The sequence below is a fragment of the Pseudomonas mandelii genome (assembly GCF_024138395.1).
Taxonomy (GTDB): Bacteria; Pseudomonadota; Gammaproteobacteria; order Pseudomonadales; family Pseudomonadaceae; genus Aquipseudomonas; species Aquipseudomonas mandelii_E.
Genome location: NZ_JAMYDU010000005.1, coordinates 82,477 through 97,628, shown reverse-complemented (window position 1 = coordinate 97,628; position 15,152 = coordinate 82,477). Strand labels below are relative to the sequence as shown.

General features: G+C 58.9%; 15 protein-coding genes. 11 read left to right on the top strand and 4 right to left on the bottom strand.

All coding sequences use genetic code 11. The annotated features are described in order from the left end of the window. Positions 1-101: 101 nt before the first annotated feature. From NHU87_RS10965 to NHU87_RS10935, 7 genes are all read left to right on the top strand, one after another. Entirely contained in the window at positions 102-563 is a 462-nt protein-coding gene (locus tag NHU87_RS10965; RefSeq protein ID WP_253548189.1) for a GNAT family N-acetyltransferase, read from the top strand. A gap of 272 nt (positions 564-835) precedes the next feature. After that, a complete protein-coding gene (locus tag NHU87_RS10960; RefSeq protein ID WP_253548187.1) occupies positions 836-1,492 on the top strand; it encodes a DedA family protein in 657 nt (218 codons plus the stop codon). A 6-nt stretch (positions 1,493-1,498) separates the two neighbouring features. Then, positions 1,499-2,311: a zinc-dependent peptidase gene (locus NHU87_RS10955; protein ID WP_253548185.1), complete on the top strand. Its 813-nt coding sequence runs from the start codon at positions 1,499-1,501 to the stop codon at positions 2,309-2,311. A gap of 113 nt (positions 2,312-2,424) precedes the next feature. Next, positions 2,425-2,952 (top strand): inorganic diphosphatase, encoded by a 528-nt coding sequence (ppa, locus tag NHU87_RS10950; RefSeq protein ID WP_050681916.1) that lies wholly within the window; start codon positions 2,425-2,427, stop codon positions 2,950-2,952. A 236-nt stretch (positions 2,953-3,188) separates the two neighbouring features. Then, on the top strand, positions 3,189-3,935 hold the full coding sequence (locus NHU87_RS10945) for a S24 family peptidase (protein ID WP_253548183.1): 747 nt from the start codon (positions 3,189-3,191) through the stop codon (positions 3,933-3,935). Between the two features lie 897 nt (positions 3,936-4,832). Then, positions 4,833-5,732: a DMT family transporter gene (locus NHU87_RS10940; protein ID WP_253548181.1), complete on the top strand. Its 900-nt coding sequence runs from the start codon at positions 4,833-4,835 to the stop codon at positions 5,730-5,732. 207 nt (positions 5,733-5,939) lie between these two features. Next, the gene (locus NHU87_RS10935) at positions 5,940-6,254 is read left to right on the top strand and encodes a hypothetical protein (protein WP_253548179.1); all 315 of its coding nucleotides are present in this window, start codon (positions 5,940-5,942) and stop codon (positions 6,252-6,254) included. Positions 6,255-6,284: 30 nt separating this feature from the next. Here the strand turns inward: NHU87_RS10935 and NHU87_RS10930 are convergent, their stop codons facing one another. After that, the gene (locus NHU87_RS10930; protein WP_301271414.1) at positions 6,285-7,715 is read right to left on the bottom strand and encodes a PLP-dependent aminotransferase family protein; all 1,431 of its coding nucleotides are present in this window, start codon (positions 7,713-7,715) and stop codon (positions 6,285-6,287) included. A 263-nt stretch (positions 7,716-7,978) separates the two neighbouring features. Between NHU87_RS10930 and NHU87_RS10925 the strand changes: the two genes are divergently transcribed. The 4 genes from NHU87_RS10925 to NHU87_RS10910 all read left to right on the top strand — a co-directional run bounded on the left by NHU87_RS10925 (position 7,979) and on the right by NHU87_RS10910 (position 13,146). Next, positions 7,979-8,221 carry an exodeoxyribonuclease VII small subunit gene (locus tag NHU87_RS10925; RefSeq protein WP_007894317.1) on the top strand — a complete coding sequence of 81 codons (243 nt, stop codon included), beginning with the start codon at positions 7,979-7,981 and terminating at the stop codon, positions 8,219-8,221. Next, on the top strand, positions 8,218-9,105 hold the full coding sequence (gene ispA, locus NHU87_RS10920) for a (2E,6E)-farnesyl diphosphate synthase (RefSeq protein ID WP_253548175.1): 888 nt from the start codon (positions 8,218-8,220) through the stop codon (positions 9,103-9,105). Before NHU87_RS10925 ends, ispA begins: the two co-directional genes overlap by 4 nt. Positions 9,106-9,196: 91 nt before the next feature. After that, a complete protein-coding gene (gene dxs / locus NHU87_RS10915) occupies positions 9,197-11,095 on the top strand; it encodes a 1-deoxy-D-xylulose-5-phosphate synthase (RefSeq protein ID WP_253548173.1) in 1,899 nt (632 codons plus the stop codon). A 161-nt stretch (positions 11,096-11,256) separates the two neighbouring features. Next, a complete protein-coding gene (locus tag NHU87_RS10910) occupies positions 11,257-13,146 on the top strand; it encodes a TonB-dependent receptor domain-containing protein (RefSeq protein ID WP_253548171.1) in 1,890 nt (629 codons plus the stop codon). A 108-nt stretch (positions 13,147-13,254) separates the two neighbouring features. Here the strand turns inward: NHU87_RS10910 and NHU87_RS10905 are convergent, their stop codons facing one another. Genes NHU87_RS10905 through ribA form a run of 3 tightly spaced genes read right to left on the bottom strand, consistent with a single transcriptional unit; the run spans position 13,255 to position 15,088 of the window. Further along, complete coding sequence (locus tag NHU87_RS10905) at positions 13,255-14,055, bottom strand: cobalamin-binding protein (protein ID WP_253548169.1); 801 nt, start codon at positions 14,053-14,055, stop codon at positions 13,255-13,257. Next, entirely contained in the window at positions 14,055-14,474 is a 420-nt protein-coding gene (locus NHU87_RS10900; RefSeq protein ID WP_253548167.1) for an MFS transporter, read from the bottom strand. Before NHU87_RS10900 ends, NHU87_RS10905 begins: the two co-directional genes overlap by 1 nt. Then, entirely contained in the window at positions 14,471-15,088 is a 618-nt protein-coding gene (gene ribA, locus NHU87_RS10895) for a GTP cyclohydrolase II (protein WP_007906827.1), read from the bottom strand. The genes NHU87_RS10900 and ribA overlap by 4 nt, the downstream gene beginning before the upstream one ends. Positions 15,089-15,152: the final 64 nt, after the last annotated feature.

Genomic DNA, 15,152 nt, shown 5'->3' with positions numbered 1-15,152 from the left:
TTGCGTTTCTATTCAGGTTTCAGGCAGGATCGATGCACGGCTGCCAGGGATTTCCCATCGCCGTCACCACGTAAGACAGCCACTTGAAGACGAGACCTACCATGCGGATTATTCAAGCGACCCTCGAACACCTCGACCTGCTGACCCCGTTGTTCGTCAAATATCGTGAGTTTTACGATTCCCTGCCCTATCCGGACTCGTCCCGGGCGTTCCTCGAGAAACGCCTGCGGCGCAAGGAATCGGTGATCTACCTGGCCCTGGCCGATGACGACAACAACAAACTGATGGGTTTCTGTCAGTTGTACCCGAGCTTTTCGTCTCTTTCGCTTAAACGCGTGTGGATCCTCAACGATATCTACGTCGCCGAAGACGCCCGCCGCCAATTGGTGGCCGACAACCTGATCCGCACCGCGAAAAAAATGGCCAAGGAAACCAATGCCGTGCGCATGCGCGTTTCCACCAGCAGCAATAACGAAGTCGCGCAGAAAACCTACGAATCCATCGGGTTCAAGGAAGACACCGAGTTCAAAAACTACGTGTTGCCGATCAGTGACGGGATTTAAGTCCCAGAAAGATCGTCCGCACGCGGCCCGAGCCTTCGGCAGCTCCTTGTACTGACTGCATTTCCCAGTTGGAGCTGCCGGGCTGCGATTTTTTTCCACAAGCAACGCAACCCATCGACATCCCCTGCTACAAACTCGAGGCGTTTTTCGCTTCTCTCCCCCTATAATGCCCATTCTTCCGGCTCGTAAGAAAAATCACACTCCGCTGTAGTCTTACGCCAAGCCATCCGCACAGGCCTGCAGAGTCGGGCTAATCACCACAGGTGCTTTCCATGGATTTCAACCCGATCGACCTTATCCTGCATCTCGATGTTTACCTCGACCTGCTGGTGACTAACTACGGGGCATGGATTTACGCCATTCTGTTTCTGGTGATCTTCTGCGAAACCGGTCTGGTGGTGATGCCATTCCTGCCGGGCGATTCCCTGTTGTTCATCGCGGGTGCCGTGGCGGCCGGTGGCGGCATGGACCCGGTACTGCTGGGTGGCCTGCTGATGCTGGCGGCGATTCTCGGTGACAGCACCAACTACGTAATCGGCCGCACCGCTGGCGAAAGGCTGTTCAGCAACCCGAACTCGAAAATTTTCCGCCGCGACTACCTGCAACAAACCCACGACTTCTACGACAAACATGGTGGCAAAACCGTGACCCTGGCGCGCTTCCTGCCCATCATTCGCACCTTTGCCCCGTTCGTCGCAGGTGTTGGCAAAATGCCTTACCCCCGTTTCCTTGCATTCAGCGTCCTCGGCACCATCCTCTGGGTGGGTGGCCTGGTCACCTTGGGTTACTTCTTCGGTAACGTACCGTTCATCAAGCAGAACCTGTCGCTGCTGGTGCTGGGCATCATCCTCCTGTCGCTGCTACCGATGATCATCGGCGTGATCCGCAGCCGCCTCGGTCATGCCGCGTCCAAAGTCGAACCACGCTGACTCACGATGTGGTCCCTTAGCGCCTGGCGACGCCAGCGCACCCTTGCCAGGCATCCGATTGCCGACGACATGTGGCAACGGGTGCGCCATCACTTGAGCTTTCTCGATGGCCTCAGCGCAGCCGAAGACCAGTGGCTGCGGGAAGCGTGCGTGCTGTTCCTGCAAGACAAACACCTGACCGCCCTGCCCGGCGTCGAGCTTCACCAGGAACAACGCCTGCTGCTCGCCGCCCAGGCCCAATTGCCGCTGATGCATCTGGGCGATCTGAACTGGTATCAGGGCTTTCACGAAATCATCCTTTACCCCGACGATTTCCTCAGCCCCCAGCGCCATCGCGATGCCAGCGGCGTCGAACACGAGTGGGACGGTGAACACAGCGGCGAAGCCTGGCCACAAGGCCCGATCATCCTCGCCTGGCCCGGCGTAATGGCCAGCGGTGGCTGGGAAGGCTACAACCTGGTCATCCACGAACTCGCGCACAAACTCGACATGCTCAACGGCGACGCCAATGGCCTGCCACCGCTGCATGCCGATATGCGTATCAGCGACTGGGCCAGGGTCATGCAAGAGGCCTACAATGACCTCGATCGGCAACTGGACCGCAACCCTGACGCGCAAACCGCCATCGACCCGTACGCAGCGGAAAACCCCGCCGAGTTCTTCGCGGTCACCAGCGAATACTTCTTCAGCGCCCCGGATTTGCTGCACGAGGCTTATCCACAGGTCTATGAGCAGCTGAAGCTGTTTTATCGCCAGGATCCATTGGCCCGGCTGCGGCAACTTCTGGCCGAGAACCCTGTCTATCAGGCACACGACTAAGGTCTCTACGACCTCTGGTACATAGCAACGGTGACGGAATATGCCTATAATCGCCGCCACTTTTTGGTCAATCCGGCCAAGTGTTTTTGGTCAACTAACGGGGGCACCGCCCAATGAGCTACAGCAAGATTCCGGCTGGCAAAGACCTGCCGAACGACATCTACGTCGCGATCGAGATCCCGGCCAACCACGCGCCGATCAAATACGAAATCGACAAAGACAGCGACTGCCTGTTCGTTGACCGTTTCATGGCCACCCCGATGTTCTACCCGGCCAACTACGGTTACATCCCGAACACCTTGGCCGACGACGGTGATCCCCTCGACGTGCTGGTCGTGACCCCTTACCCGGTTGCTCCAGGTTCGGTAATCCGCGCTCGTCCAGTCGGCATCCTGAACATGACCGACGACGGCGGCGGCGATGCCAAAGTGATCGCGGTTCCACACGACAAGCTGTCCCAGCTGTACGTCGACGTGAAGGAATACACCGATCTGCCTGCGCTGCTGATTCAGCAGATCGAGCACTTCTTCGCGAACTACAAAGATCTCGAAAAAGGCAAATGGGTGAAGATCGAAGGCTGGGCCGGCGCAGATGCCGCCCGTGACGCGATCATGAAGTCGGTTGCTGCCTATAAAGGCTGAGAAGCCGCGGTAAGCTTCTAGCTCCAGGCGCCAAGAAGAACCCCGGTTGATCCGGGGTTTTTTGTGGGCGCTCCGCTCAGACACTCACCTTTAACGGTCCGTATAGCGCTTCTTGGCTTGGGTTTTTTCCAGTTTAATTTCCACTAAAAGTGTCTTACATCCAGTCTTAAATTTCCCTCGAAATTTGAACGGATCGTTTATTCAAACCCCCATCCTGCGCCAGTAAACTCGTGTTTATGAAAAAGAACACTAGCGGCCCACGGTTTAAAGCACTCCTCGAAGCGGCGAAAATTACAACCACTGGATTTGCCGCTTTCTTCGACACGGAAGCGCAAAATATCCACAACTGGTACACCCGAGGTGTGCCCGCCTATCGCATGGAAGAGGTCGCCAGACTACTGTCTGTAAACAGCGACTGGCTGAAAACCGGCGAAGGCCCGAAAGAATCCTCACGCCTGCGCGTGCTCGACGAGGCCGGCAACACCTTCGACGCCCAAGCCATTCGCGGCATCTATACGGTGATCGAGTCCATCGACGTCGAGTTGCCCTTCTACAAAGAAACAGCTACCGCCCCGGGCTCCAACAAAACCCACGTCGTCAAAGACCCCAGCCAATCCATCCGCCTGCCCCGCAGCCACCTCGACTCTTTGGAAGTCAATCATGCCGATGCCATCTGCTTTCATATGATCGGCAACAGCATGGGCGAAAAGATTGAAGACGGTTCGACGCTTGCGATCGACCGCGGGCTTACCCAGGTTATTGATGGGGAGATTTACGCGATCGAACATGACGGGATGTTGCGGATCAAATACCTGCATCGAATGCCGGGAAATGCGCTGCGATTGCGCAGCTACAACAAAGCCGAGTATCCAGATGAGATCTTCAGTGCCGAGCAGATCGACAAGCAGAGCATCAGGGTATTGGGGTGGGTATTCTGGTGGTCGACGCTCAACAAACGTCGGCCGTCTGTGCCCTTTCTGTAAGCAACCATGGCGAGGGGGCGGGTCCATACATAGGAGCGAGGCTTGCCCGCGAAGGGAGCGCCGCGGTACGCCAGGCAGACCGCGTCATTGTTCTTCGCGGGCAAGCCTCGCTCCTACAGGGGCTTGCCTCGTTCGACTGCGCAGTAGCCGAACGCAGCCTCGTCAGCTGCTACACCTCTGCACAATCGCTCTACCCCGCATGCCAAGCTGGGAATTCCTCAAAAAAATCAGTATGCTGCGCCCCACATTTGCGCATCGACCCTTCTTCAGGCTCAGATCGCACCGACAAGGCAGATGACTTTCTCGCCGAGTCCCACAGCCGGACGCAAGATCCGGGTGTACGTTTTGAAGGCTGGCGCGGTTTACCAAAAATAAATCAAGCCAGTCCCCGAGAAGCCGGCCACAAGCCGGCTTTTTAATGTCTGAAAATAGCCTGAACAACCCATTGACCTGCGGCCAACCCATGTTGCGCGATTCAGTCACAGCCGCATGTGAGGCGACATGCTGTCCGACAACTGGACGGTGAGCCGAATAGGCGTCATATTCGGCTCACCATGTGAGCCGAATAGAGTTTTTATTCGGCTCACACTCACGTCAAGAGCACCGGTTATCGGATAACGGCTTTTATTACCCGAGCCAGACCTGCTAAAGCGCTCCTCGTTCCTCCAGTGAACCCTCTCATCAGCGTCGAGCTGTGTGCGCACGCACGCTAGCACTCTATCGAGAACAGACAGGCCTCCAACTGTCATGGCCGCGCAACCATACAGTTCGTTGCCCATGCCCGTCGCCGTACCGGTACATCCCTCGCCAGGCTCCCTAATCTGCAGATCTGATCGGCGTGTACGTCCACCCCCGCAGGGTGGACGCTCGACCGACGAAGCCAGAAGGAAACGTCCCATGACGCAAACCAACGTAGCCAGCTTTCAAGAAACAAAGAATCAAGACCTGCAAGCCTATTTCCTGGGCCTCATTTCGGTCGCGGCTTTTGCCATGACCTTACCGGCGGCAAAAATGCTCGCTGGCGACCTGAGTGCCCTGCAAGTCGGGTTCTTTCGGTCGGTGTTGGCTGCGTTTGCGGCAATTCCCTTTTTGCTTATCGGTCGGGCAAAGTTTCCCAATCGCTCGCAAATCAAGCGGATGTTGCTGACCTCCACGGGGATTGTTTACGGCTTTCCGATCCTCACCGCGTTGGGCATGCAATATGTGCCGGTCAGCCATGGCGGTGTGGTGCTCGCTGCACTACCGCTGTCCACAGCGATCTTCGGCACGCTGATTACAGGCACTCGCCCGTCCAAAATGTTCTGGGCGGTTTCAAGCCTGGGCTTCTTGGTCGTGATGGCCTACACCGTCATCAAGTCGGACGTTTCAGACATCTACATTGGCGACCTGGCGCTGCTGGGCGCCGTACTGCTGGCCGGTTTTGGCTACGCCCAGGGCGGTGCGCTTTCCAAAGAACTGCCAGGTTGGCAGGTCATGTGCTGGACCCTGGTCATCAGCCTGCCAGTGCTGTTGCCGGTCAGCCTCTGGCTCTATGACAGCCAGACTATCGCCAACTTGCCTGGACAAGGCGTCGCCGCCCTGTTGTTCCTGGCCCTGATCAATTCCCTGCTGGGCTTCTTCTCTTGGAACCGCGCCTTGGCCCTGGGTGGCATCCAGCGCATCAGCCAACTGCAATTGCTGCAACCGTTCTTCACTTTTGCTTTTTCGATCATCCTGATGGGCGAGTCCTGGAACTGGCTGACCCCGGCCGTTTGCGCCATCGTCATCGTGCTGGTCTGGCTGTCCAAGCGCATCTGAACAGGACCGCGCGCTGGCCAACCAGCGCGCTCCACCCTCCACACCCAGATGGAAACCCGCCCATGACCTCTTCGAGCTTTTTTCGCCCCACCTCTGAGCTGCAACGTTTCAGAACGGAGAAAAAGACATAACCCACAGAACCTGTCTGAAAAAGAGAAGTATCAGCAGATGGCGGGCGATGCTTGCCGTCGAACTGGGAATAACGATATGTCTATGAAAACCAATGGATTAGCGCTTAAGGCTTTTTACGCCGATACCCAGGTGTGGTCGAGCCAGGACGGTAAACCGCTGTACTGGATCGATGACATCAGCCTGGCCGTCAACGGCTCGGAAATCGTCGAGGATTCGCTCATTCAAGCCCTGCACGATAATGACGAAGTCCAGATCCTCAATGGCGTCATCTACTCCTATGCAGATCTGGGTGAAGTGGCCACTCTGGTGGAATACTTCAAAAGCTGGCAGCAAAATCGGGAATCAATGCACCGCCCACCCTTCACCCGTGAAACGCCGCCGGGCAGCTAGATCGACTGTCATCCGCCTGACCGGGACATCTCAAACGTCGTGTTCGGTGACTCGGCGGGCTGTTTCGCTGCAGGTCTGAGATTCGATGAAACGCTTGAACTGGATGTCATTGCAGTGGCTGACGTTCAGGCGGATGTACTGATCGTAGCCCCGGGTGTTGCTGAACAACGACCCTGGAGCCAGAAAGATGCGGGCGTCATGGGCCTGCTCAATCAAACGGCGAATATCCACGTGCGCGGGGAAACGTGCCCACAGGAACAAGCCATCCACGCCAGGTTCATCAAACACCACGCCGACCTTGCCCAGCCACTCCCGCGCCCTGACACGTTCCTGCATCACCCGCTGACGCAGGGCATCCAGATGGTGTTGATAGCGCCCGGATTCCAGGGTGTACGTCACGATGGTTTCGTCCAGGGATGAGCCGCACAACAAGTTATACATCTTCTGCTCCACCAGACGCTCGACAAAGGCCGGTGGTGCCGCCACATACCCAAGGCGCAGGGCAGGACTGAGCACCTTGCTGAAACCGCTGATGTAAAACGTGCGATTCAAACCATCCAGGCTGGCCAGTCGAAGCGTTTGCCTGGCAGACAACGAGCCGAAAATATCGTCTTCAACAATATGAAAATCATATTTCTCGGCCAGCGAAAGAATCTTGAACCCATTGGCCGGGGAGGTATTGCCGCCAGTGGGGTTGTGGATCAGGGTCTGGGTCAGAAACAGTTTTGGCCGGTACTTGATCAGCATGGCCTCCATGGCCTCCAGGTCCGGACCATCGCCCAATCGTGGCACCGTGATGATGTTGAAGTCCCGCCCCTTGATCAGCTTCAACTGCAGCAACAAGTAGCTTGGGTCCTCGACCAGCAGGTAATCACCCGGTTTGAGCATGACATTACGTATCAGCGAGAACGCATGGGTAGCGCCCACCGTCACCACAATCTGGCTGCTGGAGGCATTGATATGAACCTCTCGCAACTTGCGCGCAATCACCGAGCGCAACGCCTGGCTACCCGCCGCGGGCGCCGGAACGCTGCAAGACAGCGTGTTACGAATCAACCGTCCGGTCACAGAAACAGGCACAGCTTCAGCCAGCCAGGACGGAGGAAAGTAACCTGAACTGACGGGAATATCGTATTGGGAAGGGTCCAGCGCGCGGTACAGAAACCCCGCATGCAGGCTGGACGGCGGGATCAACTCGTCCAGATCCTTGAGGGGTCCTGCTGGATTGGTCGCCAGAATAAAGTAACCGGCCCCGGGTCGGGACTCGATAATGTGCTGCGCCACGAGGTCCTCGTAAGCGCTGCTCACCGTAAAGTTACTGACGCCCAGTTGTCTGGACAGCGCCCTGACCGATGGCAACCTGCTGCCTTGAACCCATTGAAAAGATTCAATGCGGCTAATAATTGCGCTTCGGATCTGGTCCACCAACAGCGTCTTACTGCTGCGATCTATCTCGAACATCTCATTCCCTTAATGAAACCACCGCCATCATGGCCTTCCTTGATGCCTGACAAAGCGCAGGCCGATGATCGACAGGCTATCGCGTCAACACTCGCGTACGAGACCGGACCCTGGAATTCTGTAAGCAAAGTTTACGTCAGCGCTCAAAAATTGCCTCGTCTATTCCACCTTCTGCAGCGATCGCAACACTTACCGCCTATTTGCCCCAACTCCCTCTCTCTGCTAGTGTCGCGCCGGTTTAACGTCAACCGGAAATAGCCGCCATGGCCCGCAAAAAAGCTGCACTGGATTTCGAACAATCCCTCGCTGACCTGCAAACGCTGGTGGAGCGTCTGGAGAACGGCGAATTGTCGCTGGAAGACTCGCTGACCGCTTTCGAGCAGGGCATCGGGTTGACCCGCGATTGCCAGGCGGCGCTGGCTCAGGCCGAGCAGAAGGTTCAAGTGCTGCTCGAGCGTGATGGGGAGCTGGCCGAGGAACCTTTCGACGCGGATCAGCCGGAATGATTGCGGCGTATTCGGCGGCCAGCCAGGCCCGCGTCAATGCTGCGCTGGAAACCCTGTTCAGCCCGCCGAGCCCTGAACTCGCCCGCCTCTACGAAGCCATGCGCTACAGCGTGATGAATGGCGGCAAGCGTGTGCGTCCGCTACTGGCTTATGCCGCATGTGAAGCGCTGGGCGGCAAGGCCGAGCAAGCCAACGGCGCAGCCTGTGCGGTTGAACTGATCCATGCCTATTCGCTGGTACACGACGATTTGCCGGCCATGGACGACGACGATCTGCGTCGCGGCCAGCCGACTACGCATAAAAAATTCGATGAAGCCTGTGCAATCCTCGCCGGTGACGGTTTACAGAGTCTGGCCTTCAGCGCCCTGCTCGACCCGCGCCTGAGCAGTTGCGACGCCGACACCCGTCTGCAGATGGTCAGCGCCCTGGCGTTGGCGGCAGGCCCGGCGGGCATGGTTGGCGGGCAAGCCATCGACCTCGGCTCAGTGGGCCTGAAACTCGATCAAAAAGCCCTTGAATACATGCATCGGCACAAGACTGGCGCGTTGATCGAAGTCAGCGTCAAGCTCGGTGCCCTGGCCAGCGGTCATGCCGGGAAGGACGAACTGAAGTCCCTGCAGAGTTATGCACAGGCCATTGGCCTGGCATTTCAGGTCCAGGACGACATTCTCGACGTCGAAAGTGACACCGCAACCCTCGGCAAACGCCAGGGCGCCGACATCGCCCGGGACAAGCCGACCTACCCGGCACTGCTCGGTCTCGACGCGGCCAAGGCTTACGCCCTGGAACTGCGGGACCAGGCCCTGCACGCGCTGCGACCGTTTGACGCGGCGGCCGAACCGTTGCGCGATCTGGCCCGGTACATCGTGGATCGGCGCAGCTGACGGCGTATCCGCCAAAAAAAACCAACGCGTGGGCAGGGGGCGATGCATCAGGTAAACTGCCGCATCTTTTATACCTATAACGATTCGCCTGATGCCCACGACGTTTCATGAGATTCCCCGCAAGCGCCCGACCACGCCCCTGCTCGACCGTGCCAACACGCCGGACGGCCTGCGCCGGTTAGGCGAAGCCGAGCTGGAAACCCTGGCTGATGAGTTGCGCCTGGAATTGCTCTACACGGTCGGTCAGACCGGCGGGCATTTCGGTGCCGGCCTGGGCGTCATCGAGCTGACCATCGCGTTGCATTACGTCTTCGACACCCCGGATGACCGGCTGGTGTGGGACGTGGGTCATCAGGCCTACCCGCATAAAATCCTCACTGGCCGTCGCGAGCGCATGAGCACCCTGCGCCAGAAGGACGGCGTTGCCGCCTTCCCGCGTCGTTCCGAGAGCGAGTACGACACCTTTGGCGTCGGCCACTCCAGCACCTCGATCAGCGCAGCGCTGGGCATGGCGATTGCCGCCCGGCTGCAACACAGTGATCGCAAGGCGATTGCAGTGATCGGCGACGGCGCACTGACTGCCGGCATGGCCTTCGAGGCGTTGAACCATGCGCCGGAAGTGGACGCCAACATGCTGGTGATCCTCAACGACAACGACATGTCGATCTCGCGCAACGTCGGCGGGCTGTCGAACTATCTGGCGAAAATCCTTTCCAGCCGCACTTACGCAAGCATGCGCGAAGGCAGCAAAAAGGTCCTGTCGCGCCTGCCTGGCGCCTGGGAAATCGCCCGTCGCACCGAAGAATACGCCAAAGGCATGCTGGTTCCCGGCACGCTGTTCGAAGAGCTGGGCTGGAACTACATCGGCCCGATCGATGGCCACGACCTGCCGACCCTGATCGCCACCCTGCGCAACATGCGCGACCTGAAAGGCCCGCAATTCCTGCACGTCGTCACCAAGAAAGGCAAAGGCTTCGCTCCGGCGGAAGTCGACCCGATCGGTTACCACGCCATCACCAAACTCGAACCTGTGGATGCTCCTGCCGCCGCGCCGAAGAAAGCCGGCGGGCCGAAGTATTCCGGTGTGTTCGGTGAATGGCTGTGCGACATGGCCGCTGCCGATTCACGCTTGGTCGGGATCACTCCGGCAATGAAGGAAGGCTCCGATCTGGTGGCTTTCAGCGAGCGCTTCCCGAAGCGCTATTTCGACGTGGCGATTGCCGAGCAGCACGCCGTGACCCTCGCCGCCGGCATGGCCTGCGAAGGCGCAAAACCGGTGGTGGCGATCTATTCGACCTTCCTGCAGCGCGCTTACGACCAGCTTGTGCATGATGTGGCGGTGCAAAACCTCGACGTGCTGTTCGCCATCGACCGCGCAGGTCTGGTGGGCGAAGACGGCCCGACGCACGCGGGCAGCTTCGACCTGTCGTTCCTGCGTTGCATCCCCGGCATGCTGGTGATGACCCCGAGCGACGAAAACGAACTGCGCAAAATGCTCAGCACCGGCCATCTGTACAACGGCCCGGCGGCGGTGCGTTATCCGCGCGGCACCGGCCCGAATGCGCCAATCGAGAAAGACCTCGAACCGATTGAAATCGGCAAGGGTGTCGTTCGCCGTCAGGGCAGTAAAGTCGCCCTGCTGGTGTTCGGCGTGCAACTGGCCGAGGCACTGAAAGTCGCCGAGAAGCTGGATGCGACGGTAGTCGACATGCGTTTCGTCAAACCGCTCGACGAAGCACTGGTTCGCGAAATCGCCGGCAGCCACGAGTTGTTGGTGACCGTCGAAGAGAACGCAATCATGGGCGGTGCCGGCGGCGCGGTCAGCGAGTTCCTCGCCCGGGAAAACATCCTCAAGTCGGTGCTGCACCTGGGCTTGCCGGACGCCTATGTGGAGCACGCCAAGCCTGCGCAAATGCTGGCGGAATGCGGGCTGGATGAGATTGGGATCGAAGAAGCGGTGCGTCAGCGCTTGCAACTGCTGAACCTCTAAAAAACACATACAAAACCCTGTGGGAGCGAGCTTGCTCGCGATAGCGGTCTGACTGTCGACATATTCGTTGACTGACACACCGTCATCGCGAGCAAGCTCGCTCCCACATTGGTTTTCATGCCTTTCAAAACTGTATTCGCTCCAAAGCCAATGGACTTCCGATGAAACTCTCCCGCCTTGCCCTGACGCTGACGCTGACGCTTCTGCCGGCCGGCCAACTCTTGGCTGACACCTTCGAACGCGACCAGGCCCTGAAACTGCCGGACGTGTTGATCAGCGCCAACCGTCAGGTCGAAGCACGTAATGACAGCAGCGCCGCCAACACCGTGTTCACCCGCGAAGACATCGACCGTCTGCAACCGAGCAGCGTCCCGGAGTTGCTGCGCCGCGTTCCGGGCGTACAGGTCGGGCAAACCGGAGGGCGCGGCAGTCTGCCGGGGGTCTACATTCGTGGCACCAAGTCGGCGCAAAGTCTGGTGCTGGTCGACGGCCAACGCATCGGCAATTCGACCTCGGGCGACAGCAACCTGCAACACATCAACATCGAACAGGTCGAGCGCGTCGAAGTGCTGCGCGGTTCACGCTCGGTGATTTACGGCAGCGATGCGATCGGCGGGGTGATCCAGATCTTCACCCGCCGTGGCGGCGAACAGGGCCTGCAACCACGCATGCACGTGGGAGTCGGCAGCAACCAGACCTGGGAGCGCAGCCTCGGATTATCCGGCGGCGACGCGCAGACCCGCTTCAATCTCGGTGCCAGCCTTGATGAAACGGCAGGCATCAATCGCACTCACGAGTCCTGGCCCAGTGATGGCGATCACGATGAATACCGCAATAAATCGGTCAGCTTAAGCGTGAGTCACGCCCTCAGCGATGACATCGAAATCGGCGCCAATCTGCTGGATAACCAGGGCAAAAGCGCTTTCGACAACCCGTTCGGCCGCTTCGACATGACCACCTTCGAATCGGTCCAGCAGCAGCCCTACAGCGAGTTCTCTGTGAGCAGCGTCAGCAGTTATGTCGATGCGCGGATCAATGACCGATGGAAAACCCGCGTCGAGTTCGGTCACAGCGAAAACCGCGAGAAGACACTCGACAAGCTCAGCGACGAGCGCAGCGTGTTCAACACTTACCGCGATTCGGTGAACTGGCAGAACGACCTGACCCTGGATGAGCGCAACAGCCTGATCCTCGGTGGCGACTGGTACGAAGACCGAATCAACAGCAGCACAGCGTTCGACGAAGACAGCCGCTGGAACCGCGCAGCGTTTATCCAGCATCGCTATCAGGCCGACAGTTTCTCTACCGAACTGGGTCTGCGTCGCGACCAGAACCAGCAGTTCGGCAGCCAGAACAGCTGGAGCGGCACGTTCACCCTGCCGCTGAACCCGGACAACGATGTGCTGTTGACCTACAGCGAAGGCTTCCGCGCACCGACCTTCAACGATCTGTACTACCCGGATTTCAGCAACCCGGACTTGAAGCCCGAAACCTCGAAAAGTTATGAGCTGCAATGGCGCAGCCATCTGACAGAAACCAGTCGCCTGGAAGCTTCGCTGTACCGCACCGATCTGGAAGACGCGATTATTTTCGGCAGCAATAACCGCCCGGCGAATGTCGCTTCGGCGCGAATCAATGGTTTTGAAGCGGCCTTGAAACAAGAGCTGTTCGGCTGGCAGAGCAACCTCGGCATAGCAATCATCGACCCGCGGGATCGAGACAGCGGCCACACCCTCGCCCGTCGCGCACGGCGGACTTTGAGCCTGGACCTGGATCGGCAATTTGACCGACTCGGCCTCGGCGCCAGTTGGCAAGCGGTGAGCAGCAGTTATGACGACGAGAACAACCAGCAGCCATTAGACGGGTATGCGCTGCTGGGGTTGCGTACCAGCTGGGCGGTGAATCGCGAGATCAAGCTGGAATTGAAGGTCGATAACCTGCTGGACAAGGGTTACAGCCGGGCGTTGTACAGCCATGACGGTAGTCAGTATGGGTATCGCGAGGAAGGCCGGGCGTGGATGTTCGGGGTGACCTGGACGCCGGGGTTTTGATCAGAGATTGTGGTGTTTGAGCGGGCCTCATCGCGGGCAAGCCCGCTCCCACAGGTTCAGTGTGATCCCTGTGGGAGCGGGCTTGCCCGCGATGAATGCGCCTCGATCTTAATGGTCGGGCGCGATCAACTGGCACAACTTGGCGGTCGCTTCGATCATCTGCCCACTCGGCCGCTCCAGGCCTTTGTCCGTCACCAGCAGCAATTGCCCCTGCGCCACCGCCGTCACCTGAGGCCAGGCTTTCCAAGCGTCGAGTTGTGCCTGATCGCTGGCCAGAATCACTTCGGGATTGCGCTGCAACACCGCTTCAACACTGATCTGCGGTGCAGGCTGTGTCAGGTCGGCAAATACATTGCGCGCTCCGCACACCTGCAGCGCATCGCTGATGATCTGCCCACCGCCCACGGTGTACAGCGGCCGATCCCAGACTTGATAAAACACCCGTAACGGCTCATCCCTTCGATAACGCTGGCGCAGGGAGTCGAGTCGTTGACGCAAATTTTTGGCCAATGAAACGCCACGCTCGGGTCTTCCGAGCTGCGTAGCGATCACTTCGATCTGGGCGGTAAGTTGTTCGAGGTTGTGAGGTTCGGCGACATAGGTGGGAATGTTCAGCCGTTTGAGCTGCTCACGCTGGGCCGGCCCCACGCTGCCCGGCCACAGCAGCAACAGATCGGGCTTGAGGCTGAGCAGTTGCTCCATATCCAACTGGCCGTAGCTGCCAACGGAAGGAATGTCTTTGAGTTCAGCGGGACGCTCACCGGCATCCAGCACACCGACTAGAAGGTCAGCCGAGTTCAGCTCAACGACGATTTCAGAAAGCGACGGTGCCAGACTGACGACCCGCTCGACCGCAGCCGCCGAGCCGCTGACGGCCAATAGCAACACCGCCAGCCAAATGCTGCGCATCAGCCGAGTTGACGCGGGATACGGTAGAGGTAGAACAGCACCGTGGTCGACAGCGCCAGCAGCACCAGCGGTACGGCTTCAAGACCGACGAAGACCGCCAGCGCACCAATCCACGCGGGCAGGCCGGCGACCAGAAACGCGGCACGGCGTTTCGCGGCCAAGGCGATCCAGGCGTCGGGTTCTTCAGGGGTGTCGAGGGCTTTCTGGGTGGCGATCAGCGCGTGCTTGTAGCCGCCAAAGAACTTCAGGCTGACAAACATCGAGGCCACACCGGCGATGAACAATGGCATGGCCAGCACCGGCAGAATCGCCTCGCTTTGACCGAATACACCATTGATCACAAACAGCGGCAGCAAGGCCAGCGCCAGGTATTGCCACCAGTTGACGGAGAGTCGCCGCCGCACCTGACCGCGGGTCACGCCCGGTCAACCTCGCCCTGATGTTCGTTGCCCATCATATGGTCGAGCTTGCTGGCCTTGGTGGCCAGATAGAGTTTGTTGTGCGGGTTGTGCCCGGTGTGCAACGGCACGCGCTCGGCAACCACGATGCCCATGTCGGTCAAGGCTTTGACCTTGCGTGGGTTATTGGTCATCAGACGCAGGGACTTCACGCCCAGGTGCTCCAGCATCGGCAGGCACATGGCGTAGTCGCGCTGGTCGGCGGCGAAACCCAGACGCTCGTTGGCTTCAACGGTGTCGGCACCGCCGTCCTGCAATTCATAGGCGCGGATCTTGTTCAACAGGCCAATACCGCGACCTTCCTGACGCAAGTAGAGCAACACGCCACGACCTTCACGGGCGATCGCCTGCAAGGCTGCCTCGAGTTGCGAACCGCAGTCGCAACGCTGGCTGAACAAGGCATCGCCGGTCAGGCATTCGGAGTGCAACCGGCCGAGTACCGGAGCACCGTCGGCGAACTCACCCAGGCTCAGCACCACGTGCTCGCGCCCGTTCTCTTCATCGAGAAAGCCATGCATGGTGAATTGCGCAAAAGGCGTTGGCAGCTTGGAAGCGGCGACAAAAACGACAGGCACCGGTGTGCTCCTGATCTATAAGTACTGAAGATTCGCAGAGGCGGCATTGTAACAGCACGTTCCT